Origin of the sequence: Pseudochelatococcus contaminans, assembly GCF_014195635.1 — a bacterium.
Taxonomy (GTDB): domain Bacteria; phylum Pseudomonadota; class Alphaproteobacteria; order Rhizobiales; family Beijerinckiaceae; genus Pseudochelatococcus; species Pseudochelatococcus contaminans.
In genome coordinates, this window is the sequence record NZ_JACICC010000009.1 from 18,925 (window position 1) to 43,649 (window position 24,725).

General features: G+C 63.9%; 23 protein-coding genes. 13 read left to right on the forward strand and 10 right to left on the reverse strand.

What is annotated here, in order from left to right; translation table 11 throughout:
* The first annotated feature begins 1 nt into the window (after nucleotide 1).
* From arsC to FHS81_RS14835, 4 genes are read left to right on the forward strand one after another with little or no spacing between them, the layout of a single operon-like run.
* Nucleotides 2-421 carry an arsenate reductase (glutaredoxin) gene (gene arsC / locus FHS81_RS14820; protein WP_183754317.1) on the forward strand — a complete coding sequence of 140 codons (420 nt, stop codon included), beginning with the start codon at nucleotides 2-4 and terminating at the stop codon, nucleotides 419-421.
* A gap of 19 nt (nucleotides 422-440) precedes the next feature.
* On the forward strand, nucleotides 441-1,526 hold the full coding sequence (arsB, locus tag FHS81_RS14825) for an ACR3 family arsenite efflux transporter (protein WP_183754319.1): 1,086 nt from the start codon (nucleotides 441-443) through the stop codon (nucleotides 1,524-1,526).
* Nucleotides 1,527-1,538: 12 nt separating this feature from the next.
* Nucleotides 1,539-2,294: an arsenical resistance protein ArsH gene (gene arsH, locus FHS81_RS14830; protein ID WP_183754321.1), complete on the forward strand. Its 756-nt coding sequence runs from the start codon at nucleotides 1,539-1,541 to the stop codon at nucleotides 2,292-2,294.
* Nucleotides 2,291-3,373 carry an ArsO family NAD(P)H-dependent flavin-containing monooxygenase gene (locus FHS81_RS14835; protein ID WP_183754323.1) on the forward strand — a complete coding sequence of 361 codons (1,083 nt, stop codon included), beginning with the start codon at nucleotides 2,291-2,293 and terminating at the stop codon, nucleotides 3,371-3,373. The genes arsH and FHS81_RS14835 overlap by 4 nt, the downstream gene beginning before the upstream one ends.
* Here the strand turns inward: FHS81_RS14835 and FHS81_RS14840 are convergent.
* From FHS81_RS14840 to FHS81_RS14855, 4 genes are all read right to left on the reverse strand, one after another.
* The gene (locus FHS81_RS14840; protein ID WP_246375049.1) at nucleotides 3,361-4,596 is read right to left on the reverse strand and encodes an MFS transporter; all 1,236 of its coding nucleotides are present in this window, start codon (nucleotides 4,594-4,596) and stop codon (nucleotides 3,361-3,363) included. The two genes, FHS81_RS14835 and FHS81_RS14840, sit on opposite strands and share 13 nt — an antisense overlap.
* Nucleotides 4,593-5,990 (reverse strand): NAD(P)-binding domain-containing protein, encoded by a 1,398-nt coding sequence (locus FHS81_RS14845; RefSeq protein WP_183754325.1) that lies wholly within the window; start codon nucleotides 5,988-5,990, stop codon nucleotides 4,593-4,595. Before FHS81_RS14845 ends, FHS81_RS14840 begins: the two co-directional genes overlap by 4 nt.
* Before the next feature lie 48 nt (nucleotides 5,991-6,038).
* The gene (locus FHS81_RS14850; RefSeq protein WP_183754327.1) at nucleotides 6,039-6,362 is read right to left on the reverse strand and encodes an ArsR/SmtB family transcription factor; all 324 of its coding nucleotides are present in this window, start codon (nucleotides 6,360-6,362) and stop codon (nucleotides 6,039-6,041) included.
* A gap of 119 nt (nucleotides 6,363-6,481) precedes the next feature.
* On the reverse strand, nucleotides 6,482-6,850 hold the full coding sequence (locus FHS81_RS14855) for an ArsR/SmtB family transcription factor (protein WP_210281741.1): 369 nt from the start codon (nucleotides 6,848-6,850) through the stop codon (nucleotides 6,482-6,484).
* Between the two features lie 165 nt (nucleotides 6,851-7,015).
* Here FHS81_RS14855 and FHS81_RS14860 point away from each other — a divergent pair, with 165 nt between their 5' ends.
* From FHS81_RS14860 to pstB, 6 genes are all read left to right on the forward strand, one after another.
* Nucleotides 7,016-7,594, forward strand: coding sequence for an arsenate reductase ArsC (locus FHS81_RS14860; protein WP_183754329.1), 579 nt, complete (start codon nucleotides 7,016-7,018; stop codon nucleotides 7,592-7,594).
* A 211-nt stretch (nucleotides 7,595-7,805) separates the two neighbouring features.
* Complete coding sequence (gene pstS / locus FHS81_RS14865; protein WP_183754331.1) at nucleotides 7,806-8,828, forward strand: phosphate ABC transporter substrate-binding protein PstS; 1,023 nt, start codon at nucleotides 7,806-7,808, stop codon at nucleotides 8,826-8,828.
* Nucleotides 8,829-9,153: 325 nt separating this feature from the next.
* On the forward strand, nucleotides 9,154-10,191 hold the full coding sequence (locus FHS81_RS14870) for a PstS family phosphate ABC transporter substrate-binding protein (RefSeq protein WP_183754333.1): 1,038 nt from the start codon (nucleotides 9,154-9,156) through the stop codon (nucleotides 10,189-10,191).
* A 66-nt stretch (nucleotides 10,192-10,257) separates the two neighbouring features.
* Nucleotides 10,258-11,181: a phosphate ABC transporter permease subunit PstC gene (gene pstC, locus FHS81_RS14875; protein ID WP_183754335.1), complete on the forward strand. Its 924-nt coding sequence runs from the start codon at nucleotides 10,258-10,260 to the stop codon at nucleotides 11,179-11,181.
* The gene (pstA, locus tag FHS81_RS14880) at nucleotides 11,181-12,131 is read left to right on the forward strand and encodes a phosphate ABC transporter permease PstA (protein WP_183754337.1); all 951 of its coding nucleotides are present in this window, start codon (nucleotides 11,181-11,183) and stop codon (nucleotides 12,129-12,131) included. The genes pstC and pstA overlap by 1 nt, the downstream gene beginning before the upstream one ends.
* Nucleotides 12,132-12,153: 22 nt before the next feature.
* A complete protein-coding gene (pstB, locus tag FHS81_RS14885; protein ID WP_183754340.1) occupies nucleotides 12,154-13,002 on the forward strand; it encodes a phosphate ABC transporter ATP-binding protein PstB in 849 nt (282 codons plus the stop codon).
* A gap of 96 nt (nucleotides 13,003-13,098) precedes the next feature.
* On the opposite strand, the gene FHS81_RS14890 is transcribed toward pstB, so the two are convergent.
* From FHS81_RS14890 to FHS81_RS14905, 4 genes are all read right to left on the reverse strand, one after another.
* On the reverse strand, nucleotides 13,099-13,929 hold the full coding sequence (locus FHS81_RS14890; RefSeq protein ID WP_183754342.1) for a metalloregulator ArsR/SmtB family transcription factor: 831 nt from the start codon (nucleotides 13,927-13,929) through the stop codon (nucleotides 13,099-13,101).
* Nucleotides 13,930-14,221: 292 nt separating this feature from the next.
* Nucleotides 14,222-15,394, reverse strand: a complete 1,173-nt coding sequence (locus FHS81_RS14895) for an acyl-CoA dehydrogenase family protein (protein WP_183754344.1) — start codon at nucleotides 15,392-15,394, stop codon at nucleotides 14,222-14,224.
* Between the two features lie 516 nt (nucleotides 15,395-15,910).
* On the reverse strand, nucleotides 15,911-17,992 hold the full coding sequence (locus tag FHS81_RS14900) for a copper-translocating P-type ATPase (protein WP_183754345.1): 2,082 nt from the start codon (nucleotides 17,990-17,992) through the stop codon (nucleotides 15,911-15,913).
* A gap of 99 nt (nucleotides 17,993-18,091) precedes the next feature.
* Nucleotides 18,092-19,558 carry a multicopper oxidase family protein gene (locus tag FHS81_RS14905; RefSeq protein ID WP_183754348.1) on the reverse strand — a complete coding sequence of 489 codons (1,467 nt, stop codon included), beginning with the start codon at nucleotides 19,556-19,558 and terminating at the stop codon, nucleotides 18,092-18,094.
* Nucleotides 19,559-19,876: 318 nt separating this feature from the next.
* Between FHS81_RS14905 and FHS81_RS14910 the strand changes: the two genes are divergently transcribed.
* The 3 genes from FHS81_RS14910 to chrA all read left to right on the forward strand — a co-directional run bounded on the left by FHS81_RS14910 (nucleotide 19,877) and on the right by chrA (nucleotide 22,629).
* On the forward strand, nucleotides 19,877-20,032 hold the full coding sequence (locus FHS81_RS14910) for a hypothetical protein (RefSeq protein WP_183754350.1): 156 nt from the start codon (nucleotides 19,877-19,879) through the stop codon (nucleotides 20,030-20,032).
* Between the two features lie 369 nt (nucleotides 20,033-20,401).
* A complete protein-coding gene (locus tag FHS81_RS14915; protein WP_183754352.1) occupies nucleotides 20,402-21,220 on the forward strand; it encodes a chromate resistance protein ChrB domain-containing protein in 819 nt (272 codons plus the stop codon).
* Nucleotides 21,221-21,231: 11 nt separating this feature from the next.
* Entirely contained in the window at nucleotides 21,232-22,629 is a 1,398-nt protein-coding gene (gene chrA / locus FHS81_RS14920) for a chromate efflux transporter (RefSeq protein WP_183754354.1), read from the forward strand.
* Here chrA and FHS81_RS14925 read toward each other — a convergent pair.
* Complete coding sequence (locus tag FHS81_RS14925) at nucleotides 22,614-23,984, reverse strand: ATP-binding protein (protein WP_183754356.1); 1,371 nt, start codon at nucleotides 23,982-23,984, stop codon at nucleotides 22,614-22,616. The genes chrA and FHS81_RS14925 overlap by 16 nt on opposite strands.
* Nucleotides 23,981-24,640 (reverse strand): response regulator, encoded by a 660-nt coding sequence (locus tag FHS81_RS14930; RefSeq protein WP_183754358.1) that lies wholly within the window; start codon nucleotides 24,638-24,640, stop codon nucleotides 23,981-23,983. Before FHS81_RS14930 ends, FHS81_RS14925 begins: the two co-directional genes overlap by 4 nt.
* Nucleotides 24,641-24,725: the final 85 nt, after the last annotated feature.

Genomic DNA, 24,725 nt, shown 5'->3' on the forward strand with positions numbered 1-24,725 from the left:
CATGGACGTGATCATCTACCACAACCCCGACTGCGGCACCTCGCGCAACACGCTTGCCATGATCCGCAATGCAGGCATCGAGCCCCATGTGATCGAGTACCTGAAGACGCCGCCGTCGCGCGCGCTGCTCGTCCAGCTCATCGCGCGCATGGGGCTGACGGTGCGCGATATCCTGCGGGAGAAAGGCACGCCCTATGCGGAACTGGGCCTCGATGACCCAGCGCTGAGCGACGACCAACTGCTCGATGCGATCGAAAAGCATCCGATCCTCATCAATCGTCCGATCGTCGTCAGCCCGCAGGGCGTGCGGCTCTGCCGCCCTTCGGAAGCGGTGCTCGACCTGCTTCCCCCGCAACGCGGCGCGTTCACCAAAGAGGACGGCGAGAAGGTTGTCGACGCACTCGGCAACAGGCTCGTCTGACGTGCCAGGAGCTTCCCCCATGGAAACCACTGTTCGGCCGGCCTCGCGGCTGTCCTTTCTCGACCGCTACCTGACGGTCTGGATCTTCGCCGCGATGGCGCTCGGCGTCATTCTCGGCACCGTCTTCACCGGCCTGCCCGATGAGCTCAACGCGCTGTCGGTCGGTTCCACGAACATCCCGATCGCCATCGGGCTGATCCTGATGATGTATCCGCCGCTCGCCAAGGTGAAGTACGAGGAACTTCATCGCGTCTTTGCCGACAAGCGCGTGCTCGCGCTCTCGCTGGTGCAGAACTGGATCATCGGCCCCACGCTGATGTTCGCGCTCGCCGTCATCTTCCTGCGCGACCATCCGGAGTACATGACCGGCCTCATCCTGATTGGCCTCGCGCGCTGCATCGCCATGGTGCTGGTCTGGAATCAGCTCGCCAAGGGCGACAACCAGTATGTCGCCGGTCTCGTCGCCTTCAACTCGATCTTCCAGATCCTGTTCTTCTCGACCTATGCTTGGATATTTCTCACCGTGCTGCCACCGCTGTTCGGACTTGAAGGCAGCGTCGTCGATGTCGGATTCTGGACGATCACTGAAGCGGTGCTGATCTATCTCGGCATTCCGTTTCTGGCCGGATTCCTGACCCGCCGTATCCTGGTCGCGAAAAAGGGCGCCGACTGGTATGAGAACGTCTTCCTGCCGAAAATCAGCCCGATCACGCTGGCGGCGCTGCTTTTCACCATCGTCGCGATGTTCAGCCTCAAGGGCGGCGATGTGGTGCGCCTGCCGCTCGACGCTGTCATCATCGCGATCCCGCTGACGATCTACTTCATCGTCCAGTTCCTGATCAGCTTCTTCATGGGCAAGCTGATCGAAGCCGATTATCCCCGCACCACGGCGATCGCCTTCACCGCCGCCGGCAACAATTTCGAGCTGGCGATCGCGGTGGCGATCGCGGCCTTCGGGCTCGCATCGCCGGTTGCCTTCGCCGCGGTGATCGGTCCGCTGGTCGAGGTGCCGGTGCTGATCCTGCTGGTCCATGTGGCGCTGCGGCTTGGGGAACGATTGTTTCCGACGACCGCACCGGCGCCCGTCGCGGCGGTGAAACAATAGAAAGAGAGAATCATGCGTTTGCGTACGTTGTCCGAACCCGACCATCTGCCTGCTCTCGATCGCCGCTTCGCGCATCGTCGTCCGGGCATCGGTCTGGGTCCGGGCGATAGCAAGCCGCGTATCCTCCTGCTCTACGGTTCGCTGCGTCCGCGCTCCTATTCGCGGCTGGCAACGGAAGAGGCGGCTCGGCTTCTCGCGTTCTTCGGGGCGGAGACTCGCATCTTCGATCCTGGCGATCTGCCCTTTCCCGACCAGGTTGCCGACGACGACCATCCGGCCATCAGGGAGCTGCGCGAGCACGCGATCTGGTCGGAAGGCATGGTCTGGTGCAGTCCCGAACGTCATGGCCAGATGACCGGCCTGATGAAGGCGCAGATCGATCACCTGCCGCTCAGCATGGGAGGGATTCGACCGACCCAGGGGCGAACGCTTGCGTTGATGCAGGTGTCGGGAGGCTCCCAGAGCTTCAACGCGGTCAATGCGCTGCGTCTGCTGGGGCGTTGGATGCGCATGTTCACCATCCCCAACCAATCGAGCATTGCCAAGGCGTTTCAGGAGTTCGACGAGAATGGCCGCATGAGGCCGTCGAGCTACTACGATCGCATTGTCGACGTGATGGAGGAACTCGTCCGCTTCACCATCCTTCTGCGGCCGCATGCCGGTGAACTCGTCGATCGCTATTCCGAACGCAAGGAAGCTGGCAAGCCGATAGACGCCGGAACCGACCTGTCGTCCATCGCCACCGCATCGCGGAAGAAGTCGGCATGACGAAGCCGGATCACGAGGTGATCGTCGTCGGAGGCGGTCAGGCGGGGCTTGCCGTCGCCTACTATCTTCGCCGACTCGGACTGGATTTCCTCATTGTCGACGCAGGTGACGGGCCGGGCGGAGCATGGGTCCACACCTGGGACTCGCTACATCTGTTTTCGCCGGCGGCCTACAGTTCGCTGCCGGGCTGGCCCTTTCCGCCGGGCGCAACGGACGGATATCCGACTCGAGACGAAGTGATCTCCTATCTTACGCGCTATGAGGCGCGCTATGATTTCCCGATCGATCGGCCTCGGACCGTTGGAGCCGTCGAGCGGGAGGGCACTTTTCTCCGGATCGGATTCCGTGATGGCGGGAGCCTTGCCGCTCGCGCGGTGGTCAGTGCGACCGGCACATGGGCCGCGCCTTTCGTGCCCGACTACCCCGGACGCGAATTGTTCGAAGGCGTCCAGCTCCACTCGGCCCATTACCGGACGCCCGCGGCATTTGCGGGGAAGCGCGTCCTGATCGTCGGCGGAGGGAATTCCGGTGCGCAGCTTCTCGCGGAACTGAGCGAGGTGGCCCAGACGACCTGGATGACGCTCAGGGAACCCGTCTTCCTGCCCGACGATGTCGACGGGCGCGTGCTGTTCGAGCGCGCCAGCGCCCGCGTGCGTGGCATCGACGACGCCTCCTCGACGACGACCATCGGCGATATCGTCATGGTGCCGCCAGTGAAGGAAGCCCGGACACGTGGTGTGCTCAAGGCCGTTCGCCCGTTCGCACGCCTCATTCCGGGCGGCGTCGTCTGGCGTGACGGAACCGAAAGCACGGTCGATGCGATCATCTGGTGTACGGGCTTCCGGCCTGCGACCGATCATCTGAAGCCCCTTGGCATCGTCGAACCCGACGGGCGCATCGAAGTCGTGGAGCAGCGGGCGGTCAAGGAACCGCGCCTTTGGCTCGCCGGCTACGGCAACTGGACGGGCGCAGCGTCGGCCACGCTCCTGGGGGCGGGAAGGACGGCACGAGAGATGACGCCGCGCCTGGCGCAAGCGCTCGCCGAAGCCATATCGGCGGCGCCGTATCAGGCGGGCTGATGTCTGCGTGCGGATGTCGGCAGGATGGCGAACAGGACGGTGACCAGCGCGACATTGGTCAGCGCGACGGCAAGCAACATACCAAGCGTCGCATCCGCTCCGAACCGATCGATGAGCACCGCTCCGACGGACGGAGCGGCCGCCTGGGCGATCAGGCTCGGCATGGCGATGCGTCCCATGACGACGGCATAGCGCTCCTCCCCGAACAGGGCGAGGGGCAGCGTGCCGCGCGCGATCGACTCGATGCCGATTCCCGCGCCGTAGAAGATCAGCGCGGCGGAGATCAGCGGAAGCCCGGCCCACAGGGCGCCGACACCGGCGGCGACGAACACCGTCGATGCGAGCTTCGTCCAGATGGGATGGTGATAGCGGCTGATGGCCATCTCGATCACGCGCGCCCCCACCTGCGCGGGACCGACCGTCGCGCCAAGCGCCACGGCGGCGGCCAGGGCGATATCCCGGGCCTGCAGGATGGTCAGCAGATGAACCGAGAGCAGCGCCGAGATCATCGAGCTGACCGTGATAGTCAGGGCGACGAGGATGAACAGCAAACCGGACGCGCGTGCTGTCTGGACGTCGGGGGAGCCGACAGCGGCCTGCGCCTGCTCCGGTTTCGCCGGCATGGGGCGTTCGGGCTCGCGCGGCAGGGCGAAGAGGTAGAGCGGCATCAGCAGGCCAAGGTGAATGCCTGCGTAGACGAAGCAGGCGCCCCGCCAGCCAAGCTCGGACACCAGCCAGGCTGACAGCGGCCAGCACAGCGTGCTGGCGAAGCCGCCGAACAGGGTCAGCGCGGTAATCGCCGAGCGGGCCTTGAGCCCGTAAAGGCGTCCGAGCGTGGCGAAGGCGGCGTCGTAAAGCCCCGCGCCCATGCCGACGCCGACGATCAGCCACGCGGCGATATAGACGAGCAGGTTTGGCGACAGCCCGAGCCCCGCCAGACCGAGACCGAGGCAGGCCGCGCTGAACGCCAGCACCGGGCGGCCACCCAAACGCTGGATGCTGCCGCCGACGCGGGGCGATACGATGCCTGCGGTGAGAAGGCCGAGCGACAGGCCGCCGACGATCCAGGCAAGAGGCCAGCCGGTGTCGGCCGCGATGGGCGCGGCGAGCACCGCGAGCAGATAGTAGGACGAGCCCCACGCCAGTATCTGCGTCATCCCAAGGACGGGGATGACATGGCGTCGCGACGGCACGGCCACGGGAATATTCGCCCCGGCCGTCATGCTGCACAGCAACGATCGCGGGCGCAGCAGGCCGTATCGGCACTTTCAACGATCCGGGGTGCATCATCCGTTTCCGGTCCGCCACAGCAGCTTGCTCTAGATGGTCCATCGGCGACAGGCGGTCCGTCGGCAATCTGCGTGGTGCAGACGCCGGTCTCCGGAAGCACGAGACGGACGTCGTCCGCCGCCGCAAGGTCGCCGGACAGCGCCGCTGCCACCGAGCGGGCCTGTTCGTATCCCGTCAGCAGCAGGAAGGTCGGCGCCCGCCCGTAGCTCTTGACCCCGACCGTGTAGAAGCCCTTTTCCGGATGCGACAGCTCCCGGTGGCCGTGAGGCGGCACTGAGCCGCAGGAATGCAGATTCGGATCGATGGCAGGGCCGAGCCTTCTCGCGCACTCCAGCCCCGGATCAAGTTCGAGGCGCAATTCGCGGGTGATGGCCAGGTCCGGGCGCTGGCCGGTGCAGACGACGATGCGATCGACCGGGGGAAGTGCCTGCGGCCCGTCGGCCGTCTCCCCCTCGACGAGCAGGCGTCCGGCCTCCTCGCGCACGTGCCGGATCGCGAAACCGGCAACGAGCCGGATGCGGCCGTGCTCGATCAGCCGGCGTGTACGGGTACCGAGATCCGCGCGCGAGGGGAGTTCATCGGCCGCGCCGCCGCCGAACACGCGCGCGAGATTCGCGCCCCGCGTCGCCCAGACGATCGCCGTTTCCGGTGCCTCCCTCGACAGGCGGTCGAGATCGAGCAGGACATTGGCGGCGGAATGCCCGGCGCCGACGACCAGCGTCGTCCGGCCGGCATAAAGCGGCCGGTCGCGCCCGAGCACATCCGGAATGCCGTAAGCGATCCGTTCCGCGAACGCGGCTTCGCCTGTCGCCGCGATGCCGTCGGCGCCGAGGGGATTGGGCGAGGCCCAGGTGCCGGAAGCGTCGATGACCGCCCGCGCCAGATCGCGGCGCTCGCCCTCGGGTGTCTCGACAACGAGAACGAAGGGCCGCCCGTCGCGGCCGCGGCTGACGACCTTGTCGATGCCATGGCGGGCGATCGCGGTGACGCGGGTGCGTGTCTCGATGATAGCCGACAGCGCCGGCGTGGCCGCCAGCGGTTCGAGATAGCGGGAGACGAGTTCATGACCCGTCGGCACCATTTCCCCATCCGGCATCTGCCAGCCGTGCCGCGCGAGGAGCCGCACCGCCTCCGCATCGACGCAATATCGCCACGGCGTGAACAGGCGGACATGCCCCCAGTCGCGGATATTCTCGCCGACGATTGAACCGGCCTCGTAGACCTTCACCGGCATTCCCCGGCCGACGAGATGAGCGGCCGCCGCAAGCCCGATGGGACCGGCGCCGACAACCGCGATCGGCAATGCAGAAGGAAAAGGCGCAGACATATTTTATCCTTCCGGGATTATGGAAATAGTTGGCGAAGAAAAAACGCCTCAGGCGAGCGCGGCGGCCTTTTCTCGTGGAGCGCAGCGGGCGTCGATGCAGCATTCGTCGACCAGAAAGCCGACGAGGCCGTGCATGGCCGGATAGTTCGCGCGGCAGATCAGCGTCGTTGCCTGCCTTTCCTGGGTGACGAGCCCCGTCGAGATCAGGCGGTGCAGGTGGTGGGACAATGTCGACGCGGCAATCCCGATCCGCTCCTGCAGGCTGCCGACGGGAAGACCGTCGTCGCCCGCGCGCACCAGCGTCCGGTAGACGCGCAGGCGCGTGACGTTCCCGAGGGCCTCAAGCTGTTTTGCCGCTGTTTCGATGCTCATGGAAATAGCGGTAACCTCCGCTCGTTCATCGAGTCAAGTCATATTTCGAGCTTCTTCGAAATATGGGCCCGAACGGCGCGATCGGGGGCGTTCTTCGGCCCCGCTGTCCGGTCCGGATGTCAGTGCTGCGTTTCCGGTCGCGCACACGACGACGCTGGATCGAGCATGGCTGCCACTTCGCCACAAAGACCGGGCTGTCCCTTGCAGCAATCCTGCACGAGATAGAGGACCAGCGCCTTCATGGCATCGAGCCGGGCGCTGTAGACGATCGAGCGGCCGGAGCGCTGCGATGCGATCAGTCCCGCGCGCTCGAGGATGGCGAGGTGCGTCGACATGGTGTTGGACGGAACGCCGACAATCCGCGCGACGTCGCCAGCCGGTAAACCATCCGGTCCTTCGGCGACCAGCAGCCGGAACGCCTCGAGCCGGGTTTCCTGGGCGAGCGCCGCCAGCATGGCAAGTGACTGGTCCGTCGTGATTTCGGTCATCGTGCAATCCGTTCGGTGGGCATCGAGCAAATATCTATCTATCGCGAATAACGGAAGTTGATGAACGGCGCAAGAAAAATATCGATATTTCTCGAAATATCGTTGCATGTGACATTTCGATGGTTGTAGAAATGAGGGCAACGAACAACAGGAGGAGCCACTTCCATGCCGTCCCAGCCGTTCCGCACCCTCTTCCTCTGCCGAGAGAACGCCTGCCGTTCCATTATGGCCGAAGCGATCCTCCGCGACATGGACGATCGGTTCGAGGTATTCTCCGCCGGTAGCCATCCTGCGGCCGCAATCGATCCGGACACACGCTTGCTCCTCGGTTCGCTTGGACACGACACGACGCCGCTTCGGACAAAGAGTTGGGCAAGTTTTGCAACGTCCACCGCACCTGCACTCGATTTCGTTTTCACGGTTTGCGATCGTACAATGGGCGAGATTTGTCCGAGTTGGCCCGGAGATCCCATCACCACCCATTGGAGTATCCCTGACCCGACGCTCGCTCAAGGCAACACCGCCGAGCGGGCGTTGGCGCGGTGTGAAGTCTATCAGATGCTTGCCCAGCGCATTTCTATTTTCACGAGCTTTCCGCTTGAGACTCTGGATCGTCTTGCGCTGACAAACAGGATCGCCGCGCTTGGTCGACTTCGCTCCATCTCCCATGAAAGTGCGGGACGTCAAGACTATAGTCCAGTTTATAACTCCCAAGCGACCATATCAGACCGCCATAATGGATGAAATTCTTCTATATATCCAAGTAAAACGATATTTATATTATTATAATATTATGTATTGTGTATATAATAAATATTTATTATTAGAATGCGTCAGTTCGTGTTCTGCAACAGAGCAAGAGGTTATCATGATCAGCGGAAATAAACTTTTCCATCTCGTTCAAACAAGGCGCACGCCTGTCACCGTTGCCCGATCCTGCTTTGGAGAATGGTTCATGGAGAGCTTTAGCCCGAAGAACGCGCTTTATGCGGCAACGCTTGCAGCGGCCTTCTGTCTTGCCGGACAGGCGAGAGCCGTTGAACTCAATGGAGCCGGATCATCATTCCATTCCAATCTCTACAAAGAGTGGATGGCCGAGTTCAACCGGGCCAACCCGGACATCACCGTCACCTACAAGAGCGTTGGCAGTGGTGAGGGCATTCGGCGCTTCACGCAGGGGAGCGTTGCTTTCGGCTCGACCGAGCGCCCGATGACCGATGCAGAAATCGCGAACGTGCCGGAGAACGTGTTGCATGTGCCGACCACCGCGGGGATGGTCGTTCTGGCCTATAACATCCCGGGCTTCTCGGGGGATCTGCGGCTAAGCCGCCAAGCCCTCGTCGGCATCATGAGCGGCAGGATCAAGACGTGGGACGATCCGCTGATTCGTGCCGCCAATCCGGGCGTCGACATTCCGAAGCGCAATATCGCTGTCGTTGCCCGGCGAGACGCGAGCGGCACGACCTTCTCTTTCACCACCCATCTCGCTGCGGTGAGCGACGCCTGGAAGGAGGTCGGCACCACCGTCGCCTGGCCGAACAACGCGATGATCGTTTCAGGCAATGAAGGTGTCGCAGGCCGGATCGCGATCGCGGAATACTCCATCGGATATGTCGAGTATTCCTTCGCCGCACAGTTGAACCTGCGGTCTGCGCTGATCGAGAACAGGGCCGGGCAGTACGTTCGTGCGGACGGCGCTTCAGGCTCGGCAGCGCTTGCCTCTGCGCTTGATGGCATGCCGGAGGATGGACGTCAGATCATACCCGACCCCGTGGGCGATACGGTCTATCCCATCGTTTCCTATAGCTGGACCTTGTTGCGCAAGGCCAACAAGGATCCGCAGGTCGCCGATGGACTGAAGCGGTTCGTCGGCTGGGGACTGGTAGAGGGCCAGACTTTCGCCGAAGGACTCGGCTACATCCCGTTGCCCGCGCCCGTCGTGAACCGTGCGCAGGCGATCCTTGCGGGGTTGCACTGACGGAGGGCGATTGCAGAGGGGCGATCGCGGGTTTCCCGCGATCGGGAAAGTGGCTGCGCCATCCGACGAAACGTCATCGGATGGCGCTCGGGGGCGCGATCGAAAACGCAACGCCTCACCAAACCAGCCCTGTCGGATGCGGGTAATAAAAATGTAACTGCCAGATTATATGTGTATTTCACATAGAGAATTGCCATTCAATATATATCAATACATCCAGATACTATGATATTACTTATTTGACACACAATTGTCATCTGTGATTACTATGTGAAGCATAGGCGCTGTCGGTGCCGCCCCTTCCCATGTTCATAAGAGAGTCGCCATGACCAGCAGAACCCACCCCATCGCTCCCGCGTCGAAGTCGCTCATCAAGGCGGCAACGGCCGCGTTCATGCTTGGCTGCCTGCTTACGCCTTCCTTCGCCCAGCAGGCGCCGACCGTCCTGATCGATGGATCGAGCACGGTTTTCCCGATCTCCGAAGCCATGGCGGAGGAGTTTCAGAACAAGCAGTCAGGCAAGATCCTAGCTACCGTCGGCTCGTCCGGCACAGGCGGCGGGTTCAAGAAATTCTGTCGCGGCGAAACCGACATCACCGGCGCATCGCGTCCGATCCGCTCCGAGGAAATCGCGCTTTGCAAGGAAAGCGGCATCGAATTTATCGAGCTGCCGGTGGCCGTCGATGCTCTGGCAACCATCATTAATCCGGGCAACGATTGGGCTACCTGCCTTTCCGTTGCCGAGTTGAAGAAAATCTGGGAACCGGAGGCACAGGGCAAGGTCCAGAACTGGAATCTGGTCCGCGAAGGCTTCCCGAGCGGTCGTCTGGCCCTGTTCGGCGCCGGCACTGATTCCGGCACATACGACTATTACACGCTGGCTATCAACGGTAAGGAACACTCCAGCCGCGGCGACTACACGGCGACGGAAGACGACAACATCACCATCCAGGGGGTGATCGGCGACAAGAATGCCCTCGGCTTCCTCGGTCTGGCATACCTCACCGAGAACGCCGGCAAGGTGAAGGCCGTCGCGATCAGGCAGGCGGACGGCTCCTGCGTGGAACCCTCGATCGCGACAGCCACCGACGGCACCTATCAGCCGCTGACCCGCCCGCTCTTCTATTACGTGTCCAAGCAGGCGGCGGACGCGAAGGAACATGTTCGTGAGTTCGTGGCGTTCCTGTTCGATGCCGATAATCAGAAGGAACTCGTCAGCGAGGTTGGCTACGTGGCGCTGCCCGCCGAGGCTGCGACCCTCGCTCTCATGAAGTTCGAGAGCCGCAAGACAGGCTCCCATTTCGAGGGCGGCTCCAAGATCGGCGTGACTGTGACCGATCTGGTTCAGGACGCAGCCAACTGACGCGATGACCAGCCCCGATGGCTGAGGTCAAGCGCCTCGGCCATCATCACTACCGGAGATGCGCCAATGAGTTCGTCGGCTGACGCCTTCCGGCCTTCCGAGGCCTTCCTTCGCCGACGCCGGTTGATCGATCTCGGCATGCGCGCCGTGCTCTTTCTGTCGGCGGCGCTTTCCGTGTTCGTGACTGCCGCGATCGTTTATGTCCTCGTCAGCGAGTCGTGGGGCTTTTTTACCGAAGTATCGCTATGGACATTCCTCACTGATACTCAGTGGACCCCCGTTTTCGCGCAACCCCGCTATGGCATCCTGCCGCTGCTGACCGCGACGCTTTGGGCTGCGGGTATAGCGATCGCCATCGCGATCCCGTTCGGAACCGTTCTCGCTGTCTATCTCAGCGAATATGCTCCGGCCGCCGTGCGCGAAACCGTTAAGCCGATGCTCGAACTGTTCGGCGCCATACCGACGGTCGTCTATGGATATTTCGCCCTGCTGTTCCTGACGCCGCTGTTTCAGACCTTCATTCCGGGCTTGACCGGGTTCAACCTGCTGGTTCCGGGGATCGTGCTCGGCATCATGATCCTGCCCTACATCGTCTCGATCAGCGAGGATGCAATGCGTGCCGTTCCCGCGTCGCTGCGCGAGGGCGCATTCGCGCTCGGCATGACGCGCCTTCAGACCACCTTCAAGGTGATCATCCCGGGCGCGTTCTCCGGCATCACCGCGGCATATCTGCTCGGCATGTCCCGCGCGGTAGGGGAGACCATGGTGCTTGCCATTGCGGCCGGGCAGAACCCGAACCTGACTGCTGATCCACGTGAGGGGGCGGCGACCATCACATCCTACATCGTGCAGATGAGCCTCGGCGATCTGCCGCACGGTTCACTGGCGTACCAGACCATCTTTGCCGCCGGCCTTGCGTTGTTCCTGCTGACGCTCTTCTTCAATATCGTCGGTTTCTTCCTGCGCCGACGCTTCCGGGAAGCGTACTGATGACCTCCGAAATTCTCACACGGGCCACCACGGCCTCATCCGAGCAGGACGAAATCGTTCTGGTAGGCAGGGCACGCCGAAGGGATGCCATCTTCGCCGGCCTCGGTCTTTTCATTCTCTTCGTGGCCATGGCGTTCCTGCTGGCGTTGATCGCCGATCTATTCGTGGATGGCTTTTCCAGAATAGACATGGCTTTCCTGACCGATTTTCCTTCCCGGCGCCCCGAACGATCCGGCATCCTTTCCGCATGGGTCGGCACATGCCTCGTCATGTTCGTCACTGCCATGCTCGCCATCCCGCTCGGTATCGCCGCCGGTCTCTACCTCGAGGAATATGCGCCGAAAAACTGGTTGACCGACATCATCGAGATCAACGTCACCAACCTCGCCGGCGTTCCTTCGATCATTTACGGTCTGCTGGCGCTCGGCTTCTTCGTCTACCTGGCCGGGCTTGGCCGGTCGGTCATGGTTGCCGGCATGGTGCTTGCCCTTCTCATCCTGCCGATCGTCATCGTCGCAACGCGCGAAGCCGTCCGCAGCATTCCGCAAATGATTCGGGAAGGGGCTTACGGGATCGGGGCGGACAAGTGGCAGACCATGTGGCACTACATCCTGCCGGCAGCCCGGCCCGGTATCCTGACCGGAGCGATAGTCGGCCTGTCGCGTGCGATCGGCGAAACGGCGCCGATCATCACCATCGGCGCGCTGACCTTCATTGCCTTTCTGCCGCCGGCGCCGGTTCAGCCAGATTTTCCCTTCGTCAACTTTGACTGGTTGCACGCGCCCTTCACCGTGATGCCGATCCAGATGTTCAACTGGATCTCGCGCCCGCAGGCTGCCTTCCACGTCAACGCCGCCGCCACGGGTGTCGTACTCCTCATCATGACTCTTGGCATGAATGCCATTGCGATCTGGATCCGCTTCAGGCTGCGTCGCCGGATTGGCCTCTGAACCAAGGACAGGACTTGAACATATGGTCGAAACGCCCGCTCCCACCTTTCAGAAGCCGATTGCCGGGGAGACCGAATCTGGCGGCATCGGCGGTATCCTAGTCCGCCCGGAAAAACTCCGGGCCGAAGTTCGCAACTTGTCCTTCTGGTATGGCGACTTCCTCGCTCTGAAATCGGTCAACCTGCCGATCGCCGACCGGGAGGTTACAGCGCTCATCGGTCCTTCCGGATGCGGCAAGAGCACCTTGCTGCGCTCGTTCAATCGCATGCACGATCTGTATCCGGGAAACCGCTATGATGGCGAGATTACGCTCTTGCCGGAGGGAAGGAACGTGGTCGGGCCGCAAACCGACGCGATACTGATCCGGCTTCGCATCGGCATGGTATTCCAAAAACCCAATCCCTTTCCGAAATCGATCTACGAAAACGTGGCGGCGGGGCTTCGGGTTAGAGGCATCAATCGCAAATCCGTGCTTGACGAGCGGGTGGAAGAGGCACTCAGGGGCGCGGCGCTCTGGAACGAGGTCAAGGACCGTCTGCACGATTCCGCCTACGGCCTTTCGGGTGGGCAGCAGCAGCGCCTTTGCATCGCCCGGACGCTCGCGCCCAATCCGGAAATCATTCTTTTCGATGAGCCCACGTCCGCGCTCGACCCTATCGCGACCGCGCGTATAGAGGAACTGATCGACGAGCTCCAGCAGCACTACACGATCGTCATCGTCACCCACAACATGCAGCAGGCTGCACGCATATCGAGCTACACGGCCTACATGCACCTGGGCGAAATGACCGAGTTCAACGCGACCAAGGAATTTTTCACCAATCCGCGCCACGAGCGGACCCAGCAGTATATCACCGGGCGGTTCGGTTGAGGCGACGGGAGGGAGCGGTGAATCTCGCGGCATGATTCGCTACGACGCGCGAGGCGCGAGCCTGCATCGTCACGCAAGACAAGAAGCCGCGGTGCCTTACAAACTGCCGATCGTCCGGAGCTTGTCGCGAAGGGACATCCGGTCGAGCGAATCCAGCGGGAGGCTGATGAACGCGGCGACACGATTTCGGATGTAACCTGCCGCCTGGCGGAATGCGGCGGCTTGCCGAAAATCAGCCTCTCCGACGATGGAGGGGTCTTCGATGCCCCAGTGGGCCGTCAGCGGGCGCCCTGGCCAGACCGGGCATTCCTCACCCGCCGCGCTGTCGCAGAGCGTGAATACGAAATCCATGATGGGAGCTTCGGGGCTCGCGAATTCGTCCCAGCTCTTCGAACGCAATCCCTCAGTCGGATAATCGAGTTCTGCCAAAGTTGCGATGGTGGTCGGGTGAATCTCGCCTCGTGGCTTGTTACCGGCAGAGAAAGCACGGAATCGCCCCCCGCCATCGCGGTTCAAAACGCTCTCCGCGAGGATCGACCGCACGGAGTTGCCCGTACAGAGAAACAAGACGTTGTATACGGGGTCGGGTGCAGCGCCAGCCCGCGGAATGACGGCTGTTGAAATGGACCTGTCCGTGGTCGCCGCGAGAGCCGCAAAGTCTGTGACCAGAAAATCGACGAGTTGCCAGACCCGCTCGGTGTCCGGCCGGTAGATGATCGTCGTTCCGTGCCGTTCGGTACGAACGAGGCCGGCCCGCTTCAGCACCGCAAGATGGGCCGACATGGTATTCTGCGGCACGTCGAGCAGCTTCGCGACGTCGCCCGCCGGCACTCCCGTCTCCCGGCGATCCAGGAGCAGGCGCAACGCATCCAGTCGTGTAGCTTGCGCGATGGCTGCAAAAGCCTCGACGATTATGTGTTTTTCCATGCGTCGAGATTTATCGAAATAATATGCCGAACGCAAGTACCTCCACAAATGAGCGCGATCAGAATATCTCGCCGGCGCGTGCAGCAACACCCTCAAGAAAACGGACGATACGCAATCGGCTCAGGTTGTAGAACCAGCATGTTCAATGAGATGCACCGCTACAAGCTATTTTAGCTGAACACCGTGCTGGAGCAACGCGAGAACGAGATTTCCACGAAGAAAGTGCGATCGGCGATCGATGCACTCAGGGCTTTGGCCTCGCGCCCGACCGGGGTAGTCGCTCTGCATCGCATCAGAGTGTGGCGATAACCTTCTCGTCGATAGCGAAGCCGAGCCGCTGTTGTCCGTGAATTAGGAAAAATTTCTCCGATACCAACAGATGCTGGGTGGCGACATGGGCGTCCCTGAGTCGCTTCTGGAGCGGATTCGCTAAGAATGTCGAGGTGGCGCCGCCTAGCGTATACAAGGCGTCAACCACCTTCGAGGCTTCCTGAGCAGCGTGGCTGATGGCGAGGCGGGCGGTCGTCCTCTGGTCTACTGTCGCTGGATCGCCAGCCTGAATGGTTTCCCATATGCTGGCCAAAGATTCGCGTACGAATGCGGAGGCTGCAAGAAGCCTAGCTTCGGATTGAGCAACCGTCAGTTGCGTCAACGGAGTTTCAGCAAGTGTCGCCTCGCTACCAGTCGGAACCTTGTGCCTAGCCAGATCAACGAGTTCATGGATGGCCCCCCGCGCGTTCCCTAGCAGTACTGCAGCATAGGCAGCGGCGATGTAGACGAAGCCCGGAAAACGGGCAAGGGCGCTATCGGCGGCAGGAACGAAGCCCTTGCCGAACTCAAGGATACGGTGCCCGGGAACGATGGCTCCCTTGCGAACCGAAAAATCATTTGAAGCCGTCGCCTTTAGACCGAACGCATGCCATGTATCATGCGGCTCAAAATCGCCGCGGGGGAGGAAGATGATGAAGAGACGGTCGCCGTCGAGAACCCCACCAGTCATCCAGTCTGCTTGAAGGCCACAAGATCCCCACGGCCACCGCCCCTCATCGACCCGCAGCCTTCCGTCAACCCATGAGCCGCGCCCCGTCGGGGCGAACGAGCCCCCTGTGAGAGACGCCGGATTGGCAACGTAGATTTCTCGGACCGCCTCGGGCTGCAGATACCATGCGAGCACGGATGTCGTAGATGAAACAGCAGCGTACCATCCGGCAGCCGCGTCCCCCTCCGACAGAGCTGCTATCGCGTCGACATAGGTCACGGGATCTGCCTCGGGTCCGCCATACACGGCAGGCACTGCTAGCCTGAACAGGTCGGCAGCCCCGATTGCGTCTACCACCTCTCGCGCCAGGACCCGAGCATTCTCCGCGGCGACGGCGTGCTCACGGGCAAGACTGGCAATCTCCCGCGCTCGCGAGACGAGGTGGCTGCCAGAGGCATTTAGCGGATGATTCACCGGGCTGTTCATGGAGAGGTACCTCATAAAGAGCGGTCGCGACTTGTTTGACGATGAATCGCAATGAATGGAATTCGGAGCAGTTTCGGTCTCCTTTCCAAGCATTTCGACGTTTGTACGATTCTCATAAATTACATATAGTTTATAAAAAATCTAGAATTCTATGGAAATAGCTATGCGATTCTCCGGAGAGGCTCGTGGGACGCCCCTGAAAGGGAGCATGCCCAACGTCTATAGATTGGTCTCGCCATATAAGAGGCAGAGGAAGGCATCATTACCTTTGCCGCGCCGCGTGTACCGACGCACGTTTGCGTCACTCGATAGCAGCCTCCTGCTAGTCTATGAGCCTTGCTTCTGCGCCGAGACCTGGACCGCTCATGGATAGGATTGTCCGATTAAGTGCTTTCACGCACGCCAAATTTTCGACACCTGTAGTGCGCCATCTGCAGTATAGAATTGGCGATAAATCGTGCATGGACTGGGTATGAAAAACACCCTGGTCTCTGCGCGATTTCTTGTTGCCGGTTGTCAATTGCCGGTCCGGTAGAATCGTAGCAATTGTGCGTTGATTGCGACGATGATCGTGCTCGCGGACATGAAGATCGCGCCAACGGCTGGCGTCATGAGAAAGCCGGTGCCGAAAGTAATGCCCGCCGCCATTGGAATGGCAATGACGTTATAGGCGGTTGCCCAAATCAGGTTCTGCACCATTTTTCTGTAAGTAGCGCGCGACAGACCCAAGATCGCTGCAACATCGCGCGGATCGCTCCGAACCAAAACGATATCCGCTGATTCCACGGCCACGTCGGTCCCGGCGCCGATGGCGACACCGAGATCAGCCTGCACCAGCGCCGGCGCGTCGTTGACACCGTCGCCCACCATGGCGACCTTGAGCCCGCGGGCCTGAAGCTCCTTGATCTTGGCCGATTTCTGATCAGGCAGAACCTCGGCGAAATACTTGGCGATGCCGAGATCTTCCGACACGGCCTTGGCCACGCCCGCGGCGTCGCCGGTCAGCATCACCGAATTGACGCCCAGCCGCTTCAGTTCCGCGATGGCTTCCCGGGATTCGGGGCGCACGATGTCGGCCAGCGCGAGCAGCGCCTGCGGGACACCGCCTCGGACCAGCACGACAACGGTCTTGCCCTGCGCCTCAAGCTGCTTGAGACGTTCCCCGCCCACAGGATTGCCCTGCCGCGCCAGATGGCCGGGGCTGACGATGCGCACGTCCTCGCCGCCCACCGTCGCCGCGATCCCTTCACCGGTGATGTTGCGCACGTCGCCGGCTGGCGGCGGTACAAGACCCCTTCTCTTAGCCTCGGCCAGGATGCCATGGGCGATCGGATGCTCGGACCGGCTCTCGGCGGCGGCGGCGTAGCGCAGCGCCTCAGCCTCATCCCCCGCCAGGAGCACGATGTCGCTGACCCCGAACCGGCCTTCGGTGAGGGTGCCGGTCTTGTCGAAGACCACCGCATTCAGGTTGCGTGCCCTCTCGAAGGCGGCCCGGTCGCGGATCAGGAGCCCGTTGCCGGCGCTGAGCGAGGTGCTGACCGCTACGACCAGCGGCACGGCGAGGCCGAGCGCATGCGGGCAGGCGATCACCATCACCGTCACCATGCGCTCGATGGCGAACTGGAAGGGGGCGCCGAGGGTGAGCCAGACGACCAGCGTGCCGATGCCCACCGTCAGTGCGATATAGGTCAGCCAGGCCGCGGCGCGGTTGGCGAGGTCCTGCGTGCGCGACCGGCTGGCTTGCGCCTCTTTCACGAGCGTGATGACCTGTGCGAGATAGGTCTTGTCGCCGGTCGCCGTGACCTCGATCGTCACCGAGCCTTCGCCGTTGATCGCCCCGCCGATGGCGTTTGCCCCTACCGCTTTGGAGACCGGCCGCGATTCGCCGGTCAGCATCGCCTCGTTGAACGAACTCGCGCCCTCGATGATCTTTCCGTCCACCGGCACCTTGGCCCCAGGGCGGATGAGCACGCGGTCGCCGGGCTGGAGGGCGGAGATAGGAACATCCTGGGTTGCACCATCCGCGCCGATCTTCGTGGCGGTGTCAGGCAGCAGCCTGACCAGCTCCTCCAGGGCGCGCGAGGCCCCCATCACCGAGCGCATCTCCAGCCAGTGGCCGAGCAGCATGATGGTGATCAGCGTCGCGAGCTCCCAATAGAAGGACTCGCCGGGAAGGCCGAAGGTGACGGCGGCGGAGTAGAAATAGGCGGCCGAGATCGCCAGCGCGATCAGGGTCATCATGCCCGGCTGCCGGTCGCGCAACTCCGATGCGAACCCGGTCAGGAAGGGCCGGCCGCCGTAGACATAGACGATGGTGGAGAGCGCGAAGAGCACGAGCCCGCTACCCGGGAACGCCAGCGCGTCGCCGAGCCCCAGCCAGTGCCGGATCATCGGCGACAGCAGAAGGATCGGCGGCGTCAGCGCCAGCGAGATCCAGAACCGGCGCCGGAAGTCGGCGATCATGGCAGCGTGGTCATGGCCGCCGTGCGCGGCATGGGTGGAGCCGGCCGCCGCGACGATAGCGCTGCCGGCAGGACGGTGATGCGCATGGCCGCTGTGATGGTCATCATGGCCAGCGTGGGACTTGTGATCGGTCATCCTCTGAAATCTCCGGGGTAGTGTTGTTTGCTCTGGAACGAGCGATCCGAAATACGAAAGGCGCGCACGCTGCGGGCGCCGCTTTCCCAGACGGAGGCCTCAGGCGGCGTAGTCGACGAATGCCATCATGCCCGCCGCCATGTGATAGAGATGGTGGCAGTGGAGCGGCCAGCGGCCGGAATTGTCGGCGTCGAAGACGACGGTCACACGGGCATGCGGCGGCACCAGCACCGTGTCGCGCACGGCGCCGCCGATGGCCCTGCCGTCGATGCCGGTCACCTGGAAATGGTGGCCGTGCAGGTGCATCGGGTGCGCCATCATCGACGTGTTGACAAGCGTCACCGCGATCCGCTCGCCGTGGGCGGCTGTAAGGGCGTCGCTGCTGCCGAAACCCCAGACGTAACCGGCCATGTCGCCAGTGAGGGCAAGGGTATAACGGCGGTCCGGCGCGCGGTGCGCGAGCGGTGCTGTCGCCGACAACTGCCTTTCGAGGTCGAGGTCGAGAACCGGCCCGGCAACCGCGCCATGCACCGGGATTCTGCGGACCGGCGCGCCGGGCGTGGCGAGGACGATGCCGGCGCGCTCGACGGCGCCCTCGCGCAGGGCAAGGATCGGCCACGCGCCTCCGCCTTGCGGCAGTTGCAGCCGGATGTCGACGCGCTGGCCCATCGACACCGGAAAGGCGTTGCCCACGATCGGCCGCACGTCCTGTCCGTCGACGGCGATCAGGGTCCCGCCGAGGCCGCCGGTGTCGATGGTGAAGGCGGTCGCCGTCGCGCCGTTGATGATGCGCAGCCGTATCCGGCCGCCCCTCTCCACGTGCACGACTTCCGGATCGTCGAGCGTGCGGTCGTTGGCGAGATAGGCGTCGTACTCGATGTCGTTGAGGTCCATCACCGGTATCGGCATTGTGCCGTGTCCTCCGGCGGCTCCGTGCGCTGCAGACCCGTGCATCGCGGATTGGCTCATGGCGGCGCCGTGCTGGCCGCGCCCGCTACCCGTGGCATTCTGCAGCCGATTGAGAAGTTCCTCCGCCGGTGTGAAAGAGAAGTCGTGCAGCAGGATCACGACTTCCTGCTCGTCCCGCGCGCGGTCGGCGGCGGTGCGTACGATCAGCGGGGCGGCCTGCTCCTGCAGCGTATGGGCATGCATCCAGTGGGTGCCGCCGGCGCCCGCCGGAAAGCTGTAACGGCGGGTTTCGGCCGGTTGCAGCAGGGCAGCCGGGTTGTCCGGCACGCCGTCCTGTTCCCACGGCGGCGTCAGACCGTGCCAGTGGATCAACGTCGGTGCATTGGCCCGGTTGGTGAGCGTCACGTCGAAGCTGCCGCCTGCGTCGAGAGTCAGCCCCTGCGTTCCGTCGGGCTGTGCGAGCCCGAAGACACGCGCGGCCCTGCCGTTGATGTCGAGCGTACGGGTGATGACGGCGAGCTGGCGCGTTTCGTCTTCAGCCGGAGAGGCCGGGCTGGCGGTTTGCGCCCGGGCAAGGCCGGGAAGGGACATGGCGGTCGGCGACGCGAGCGCTACCGCGCCGGCCGTCAGCCGCGTGAGGAAGTCACGACGATTCATGTTGGGAACCCGTTTCCATGCCGACACGGTGGTCGGCGAATTGATCTATGCGCGCCCTTGCGGCGCACAATCATCCACATGACGCCGGAGAGCGGCGTCCTGACGGCTTCAGACCATGGATCGGGGAGGAGTCAGCAAGGGCAAGACCGACAGGCCAAGGGAAATCTGGTCGGCCCATCCGTAATATTGCCTGACGGAAGCCGGAACGAAAGTGCTCGCATCCGCTGCACCGGCCACGACGGCGCACACGCCGCAGGCGAAGCTGCAGCATACCTTATAATCAGCCGCGTGTAACTGACCGTTTCCGGTATGGATCTTATGAACGGATACGGCGGCTTGATGTTGATTCCCAACGCCGTCTTGCGCCGGTACCTGAACGGTCTGGCTGTGGCACGGTACCGGCATGGCATGAGCCAACGGCGCAGCAAACAACGCGACAGCAACCAGCAGGGCTGGCAGCAAGCGCATCCGTGAAAGCGTGTACCAAACGGCCATCCGCCAGCTCACTTTCCGCCACATGGTTTGCCGCTTGTAGCAAACCATCCGGTTGCGCCTCAATAACCGGCGCGTCGGCTTCCTGTCAAGGAAAGCCGATATCAAGACAACACGATCCGCCCTCGGATAACAGCGCCTCGCCGGCAGGAAGCGATATGCGGTGGGCCTGCATGTCTGCAGGTATCGCGTATCCCCGCGCGGGCGAAAATCGTTCGGAGGCGCTTTCCTAGCCCTTGCGCAACCACCGGTCTGCGAGTAATTTCCGGTGCAAGGGGTTGATCGCGATTACCCCGTGAGGCGGCAGCCTAAACATCGCGTCCATGTTCCCTGAAAGAGGAATGGACGTTCATGCCGTCTCATACCGAAATCACCGTACCGCAGCTTTCCCGTCTTGCCGGCCTGCCGACCGCGCCGGTCATCGTCGATGTCCGCGTGCAGGCGGACGTCGATGCCGACCCGCGCTTCCTGCCTGCTGCCCTGAGCCGCGACGCTTCGCGTGTCGCGGCCTGGGCCTGCGAATTAGCCGGCCGCCACGTCGTCGTGGTCGACGGCAGGGGGCGGGATTTCGCCCAGGCCGTGACCGCCTGGCTGCTCCACGAAGGCGCCAGAGCGGAAACGCTCGAAGGCGGTTTCGACGCTTGGCGCGCCGCCGGTGGGCTCCTCGTCAGGCCCGACAGGCTGCCGCCGCGCGACGACGCCGGACGGACCGTGTGGGTCACGCGGGCGCGGCCCAAGGTCGACCGCGTCGCCTGCCCCTGGCTCATCCGCCGCTTCATCGATCCGAACGCCGTGTTCCTCTACGTCGGCGCGCCGGAGGTGACGGCGGTCGCCGAACGCTTCGGCGCAACACCCTTCGATATCGACGGGGTGTTCTGGAGTCACCGGGGCGAGCGCTGCACCTTCGACGTCATGCTGGAGGAATTCGGGCTCGTCTCCGAACCGCTCGGCCGTCTGGCGGCGATCGTGCGCGCGGCGGACACGGCGCGGCTCGATCTCGTGCCGGAGGCCGCCGGCCTTCTCGCCGCCTCGCTCGGCCTCTCCCGCATGTTCCGCGACGATCTCGAACAGCTCGAGGCGGGTCTGCTGCTCTACGACGCCCTCTATCGCTGGAGCCGGGATGCCACCGAGGAAACGCACAACTGGCCTTCCACCAAGAAGCCGGCATAACGGAGGTCGCTATGACAATCACTGTCACGACGGATGAAGCCGTCGCCGCGCCGGCCGTCCCGACCTTCGCCGAGGCGACGCGGGTGTGGGCTAAGATCGGCCTGCTCAGCTTCGGCGGGCCGGCCGGCCAGATCGCGCTGATGCACAAGGAACTGGTCGAGGACCGGCGATGGACCGGCGAGCAGCGTTTCCTGCACGCCCTCAACTACTGCATGCTGCTGCCAGGCCCCGAGGCACAGCAGCTCGCCATCTACATCGGCTGGCTGCTGCATCGCACCTGGGGCGGAGTGGTCGCCGGGGTGCTGTTCGTGCTTCCCGGCGCGCTGGTCATGCTGGGCCTCAGCCTGCTCTATGTCTTCTTCCGGGAACTGCCGTTCGTCGATGCCATGTTCCTCGGCGTAAAGGCGGCGGTGCTGGCCGTCGTCATCGACGCCGTGCTGCGGATCGGCCGGCGGGCGCTCGCCAGCCCCGCGCTGGTCGCGATCGCGGTCGCGGCCTTCATCGGCATCTACGCGTTTCGTATCCCGTTCCCGCTTCTCATTGCGATTGCCGCCCTCACGGGCTGGCTCGGCAGCCGCGCCATGCCGCAGCTCTTCGTTGCCAAGGGGCACGGCGCGAAGGGGAGTGCGGCGGACGACGCGGGCGTGGTCGACGGGATGTTTGCGCGCGGGGAACTCACCCACGCCGATCCGTCGTCGGCGGGCTTCCTCAAGGTGCTGGCGCTGTGGCTGCCGATCTGGCTCGGGCCGGTGCTGCTGCTGTGGCTGCTGACGGGCTCGTCCAGCGTCTGGACGCAGCTTGGCGCCTTCTTCAGCGCGATCGCGGTGGTCAGCTTCGGCGGCGCCTATGCGGTGCTCGCCTATGTCGCGCAGGCAGCGGTCGACGGCTACGGCTGGCTCTCCACCGGCGAGATGGTCGACGGGCTCGGCCTTGCCGAAACCACGCCGGGGCCGCTGATCCTGGTGCTGCAGTTCGTCGGCTTCCTCGCCGCCTGGCGCGCGCCGGGCGCCCTCGATCCGCTCCTCGCCGGGGCGCTGGGCGCGCTGCTGACCACCTGGGTGACGTTTGCGCCGTGCTTTTTGTGGATCTTTCTCGGCGCGCCCTATGTCGAGGCGCTGCGCGGCAACAGGGCGATCTCGGCGGCGCTGTCGGCGATCACCGCCGTCGTGGTCGGCGTGATCATGAACCTCGCGCTGTGGTTTGCGCTGCATGTCGTCTTCGACGCGGTGCAGAGGGTCGACGTCCTCGGCGCCAGCCCCTATGTGCCGGTCCTTTCCTCGGTCAACTGGCGCGCGGCCGTGCTCGCCGCCGCCGCGATGGTCGCCATGCTGTGGTTCAGGGTCGGCATGATCACGACGCTTGTCGCCAGCGCGGCGGCGGGATTGATCATCGGCTACTGGCTGGCGTGACGGCCAGCCGGCCGGAAACGCGCCTCGAAGCCGTCGCTTCTGCCGGGCGCTGGCGAAGTCAGGGTCAGCGTCGCGCCGGTTCCTCTAGTGATGGCGGCGGCGATGGCTAGGCCCAGCCCCGAGCCCCCGCTGATGCTTCCCGCCCGCTCGAACCGGGCAGTGAGGCGCGAGAGAACTTCCGGCGGGATGACGGGGCCTGCGTTGCTAACGGTCAGCCCGCCGTCGGGTGCGAGCGTCACCTCGACCGGCTTGGCGGAATCGCCGTGGATCAGCGCGTTCTCGATCAGGTTGCGGGCGAGGATGGCGAAGGCGTCGGGGTCGATCCGCGAGCTTGCGCCGTCCTCCGGCAGGCTGAGCCGCAGACGCTCGCCGTGCCCCGCGCGAACAAAGTCTTCCGCCACCATCGACAGGATCGGCGCCATGTCGCTTGCAATGTCGGCCAGCACGCCGCCGCCTTCCGCGCGCGACAGGTGAAGCAGCTTTTCCGCCAGGCGTGCGACACGCTTCAGCTCGGCCTCGATCCCCTGCGCACGCTGGCGCAGCGGTCCCTCCGGGGCCTCGGCGACGAGCCGCTGCGTCTGCGCAAGCACGGCAGCCACCGGCGTGCGCAGCTCGTGCGCGGCATTGGCGGTGAAGCTGCGTTCGGCGTCCAGCGTGCGGGAAAGCCGGGCCATCAGCCGGTCCACGGCGGTGCGGATCGGCACCAGTTCGAGCTGCAAGCCGGGCGTGGTCAATGGCGAAAGATCGGAGGCGTCGCGCCCCGCCACCTCGACGGAGAGCGCCGCTATGGGCGCCAGCCGCGCACGGGTGAAGAGGCCGATGCCGATAAAGCTTGCCGGCAGCAGCAGGATGAGCGGCAGGAACATCGAGCCTATGGTGTCAAGCCGCGCCTCGCGCCGATAGGAAAACGGTTCGGCCACCTCGATCCGGTAGGCGCCCGACACGGCCGAGCGCGCGTAGATGCGGTGGTCGTTCACGGTGTGGAAGCCTTCGGCCAACGGTTGCGCGAAGACTGCGAGATCGGCGTCGTCCGAGAACAGCGCGATCCTGCCGTCGCGCCCGCGCAGGACATAGGTGATCTGCCCCGTCATCGGCGGCCCGAGCGCCGAGATCTGCCGCGAGGTGGGCGCGTCTTCCGCGTTGATCTGCTCGATGACCGCGAGCGGCAGGATGCGCTCGGCCGTCTGGCGCAGGGCGGCATCGAAGATTTCCTCCAGCTCGTGGCGGACGACGAACCCCGCCGTGATCATCGCCAGCAGCCAGAACAACGACAGCCCGAGCGACAGCCCCACCGCCAGGTCGCGGCGCAGGCTGGGGGGGCGGCCGGCGGGACTGGCGATTTCGGGCGCACTCATCCGCGCCCCAGCCGATAGCCGAGGCCGCGCAGCGTCTCGATACTGGCCCGCCCGAGCTTGCGGCGCAGACGGCTGACGTAGACCTCGATCGTGTTGCTCTCCACTTCCGCGTCGAAGGAATAGAGCCGTTCCTCGAGCCGGGATTTTGGCACGACGATGCCGGGGCGCTGCAACAGGGTCTCGAAGATGGCCCATTCCCGTTGGCTCAGCCCGATCTCGCCGCGCGGACCAGTGACGCTGCGGGCGGCGAGGTCGATGGCGAGCGGGCCGAGCCGGATCAGCGGGTTGGGATTGCCCGCATAGCGGCGTGCTACCGCACCGACGCGGGCGGAAAGCTCGGCGAGGTCGAAGGGCTTGACCAGATAGTCGTCAGCTCCCGCGTTCAGCCCCTCGATGCGCTCGGTGATGCGGTCGCGCGCGGTCAGGATGATGACCGGCGTCACCGAGCCGCCCCGGCGCAGCGCCCGCAGGAAGTCGAGGCCGCCGCCGTCGGGCAGCATCAGGTCGAGCAGGATCAGGTCATAGGCCACGGTCTCGGCGCAGGCGCGCGCATTGGCGAGCGTCGACACCCAGTCGGGCGTGTGGCCCTCGGCGGCCATCTGGGCGCGCACGGCGTCTCCGATGCCACGGTCGTCCTCGACCAGAAGGATGCGCATGACCTGTCTTTCACCTGTCCCGGCGATGGTCGGCCCACAAGCTGACGCGGGGCTGAATGCCGCGGAGTGCGACGTTCAGCCCCGC

Excerpts from the sequence above, each read along its gene's own strand:
- arsC (WP_183754317.1), top strand. The coding sequence starts at position 2 with ATGGACGTGATCATCTACCACAACCCCGACTGCGGCACCTCGCGCAAC.
- arsB (WP_183754319.1), top strand. The coding sequence starts at position 441 with ATGGAAACCACTGTTCGGCCGGCCTCGCGGCTGTCCTTTCTCGACCGC.
- arsH (WP_183754321.1), top strand. The coding sequence starts at position 1,539 with ATGCGTTTGCGTACGTTGTCCGAACCCGACCATCTGCCTGCTCTCGAT.
- FHS81_RS14835 (WP_183754323.1), top strand. The coding sequence starts at position 2,291 with ATGACGAAGCCGGATCACGAGGTGATCGTCGTCGGAGGCGGTCAGGCG.
- FHS81_RS14840 (WP_246375049.1), bottom strand. The coding sequence starts at position 4,596 with ATGACGGCCGGGGCGAATATTCCCGTGGCCGTGCCGTCGCGACGCCAT.
- FHS81_RS14845 (WP_183754325.1), bottom strand. The coding sequence starts at position 5,990 with ATGTCTGCGCCTTTTCCTTCTGCATTGCCGATCGCGGTTGTCGGCGCC.
- FHS81_RS14850 (WP_183754327.1), bottom strand. The coding sequence starts at position 6,362 with ATGAGCATCGAAACAGCGGCAAAACAGCTTGAGGCCCTCGGGAACGTC.
- FHS81_RS14855 (WP_210281741.1), bottom strand. The coding sequence starts at position 6,850 with ATGACCGAAATCACGACGGACCAGTCACTTGCCATGCTGGCGGCGCTC.
- FHS81_RS14860 (WP_183754329.1), top strand. The coding sequence starts at position 7,016 with ATGCCGTCCCAGCCGTTCCGCACCCTCTTCCTCTGCCGAGAGAACGCC.
- pstS (WP_183754331.1), top strand. The coding sequence starts at position 7,806 with ATGGAGAGCTTTAGCCCGAAGAACGCGCTTTATGCGGCAACGCTTGCA.
- FHS81_RS14870 (WP_183754333.1), top strand. The coding sequence starts at position 9,154 with ATGACCAGCAGAACCCACCCCATCGCTCCCGCGTCGAAGTCGCTCATC.
- pstC (WP_183754335.1), top strand. The coding sequence starts at position 10,258 with ATGAGTTCGTCGGCTGACGCCTTCCGGCCTTCCGAGGCCTTCCTTCGC.
- pstA (WP_183754337.1), top strand. The coding sequence starts at position 11,181 with ATGACCTCCGAAATTCTCACACGGGCCACCACGGCCTCATCCGAGCAG.
- pstB (WP_183754340.1), top strand. The coding sequence starts at position 12,154 with ATGGTCGAAACGCCCGCTCCCACCTTTCAGAAGCCGATTGCCGGGGAG.
- FHS81_RS14890 (WP_183754342.1), bottom strand. The coding sequence starts at position 13,929 with ATGGAAAAACACATAATCGTCGAGGCTTTTGCAGCCATCGCGCAAGCT.
- FHS81_RS14895 (WP_183754344.1), bottom strand. The coding sequence starts at position 15,394 with ATGAACAGCCCGGTGAATCATCCGCTAAATGCCTCTGGCAGCCACCTC.
- FHS81_RS14900 (WP_183754345.1), bottom strand. The coding sequence starts at position 17,992 with ATGACCGATCACAAGTCCCACGCTGGCCATGATGACCATCACAGCGGC.
- FHS81_RS14905 (WP_183754348.1), bottom strand. The coding sequence starts at position 19,558 with ATGAATCGTCGTGACTTCCTCACGCGGCTGACGGCCGGCGCGGTAGCG.
- FHS81_RS14910 (WP_183754350.1), top strand. The coding sequence starts at position 19,877 with ATGAACGGATACGGCGGCTTGATGTTGATTCCCAACGCCGTCTTGCGC.
- FHS81_RS14915 (WP_183754352.1), top strand. The coding sequence starts at position 20,402 with ATGCCGTCTCATACCGAAATCACCGTACCGCAGCTTTCCCGTCTTGCC.
- chrA (WP_183754354.1), top strand. The coding sequence starts at position 21,232 with ATGACAATCACTGTCACGACGGATGAAGCCGTCGCCGCGCCGGCCGTC.
- FHS81_RS14925 (WP_183754356.1), bottom strand. The coding sequence starts at position 23,984 with ATGAGTGCGCCCGAAATCGCCAGTCCCGCCGGCCGCCCCCCCAGCCTG.
- FHS81_RS14930 (WP_183754358.1), bottom strand. The coding sequence starts at position 24,640 with ATGCGCATCCTTCTGGTCGAGGACGACCGTGGCATCGGAGACGCCGTG.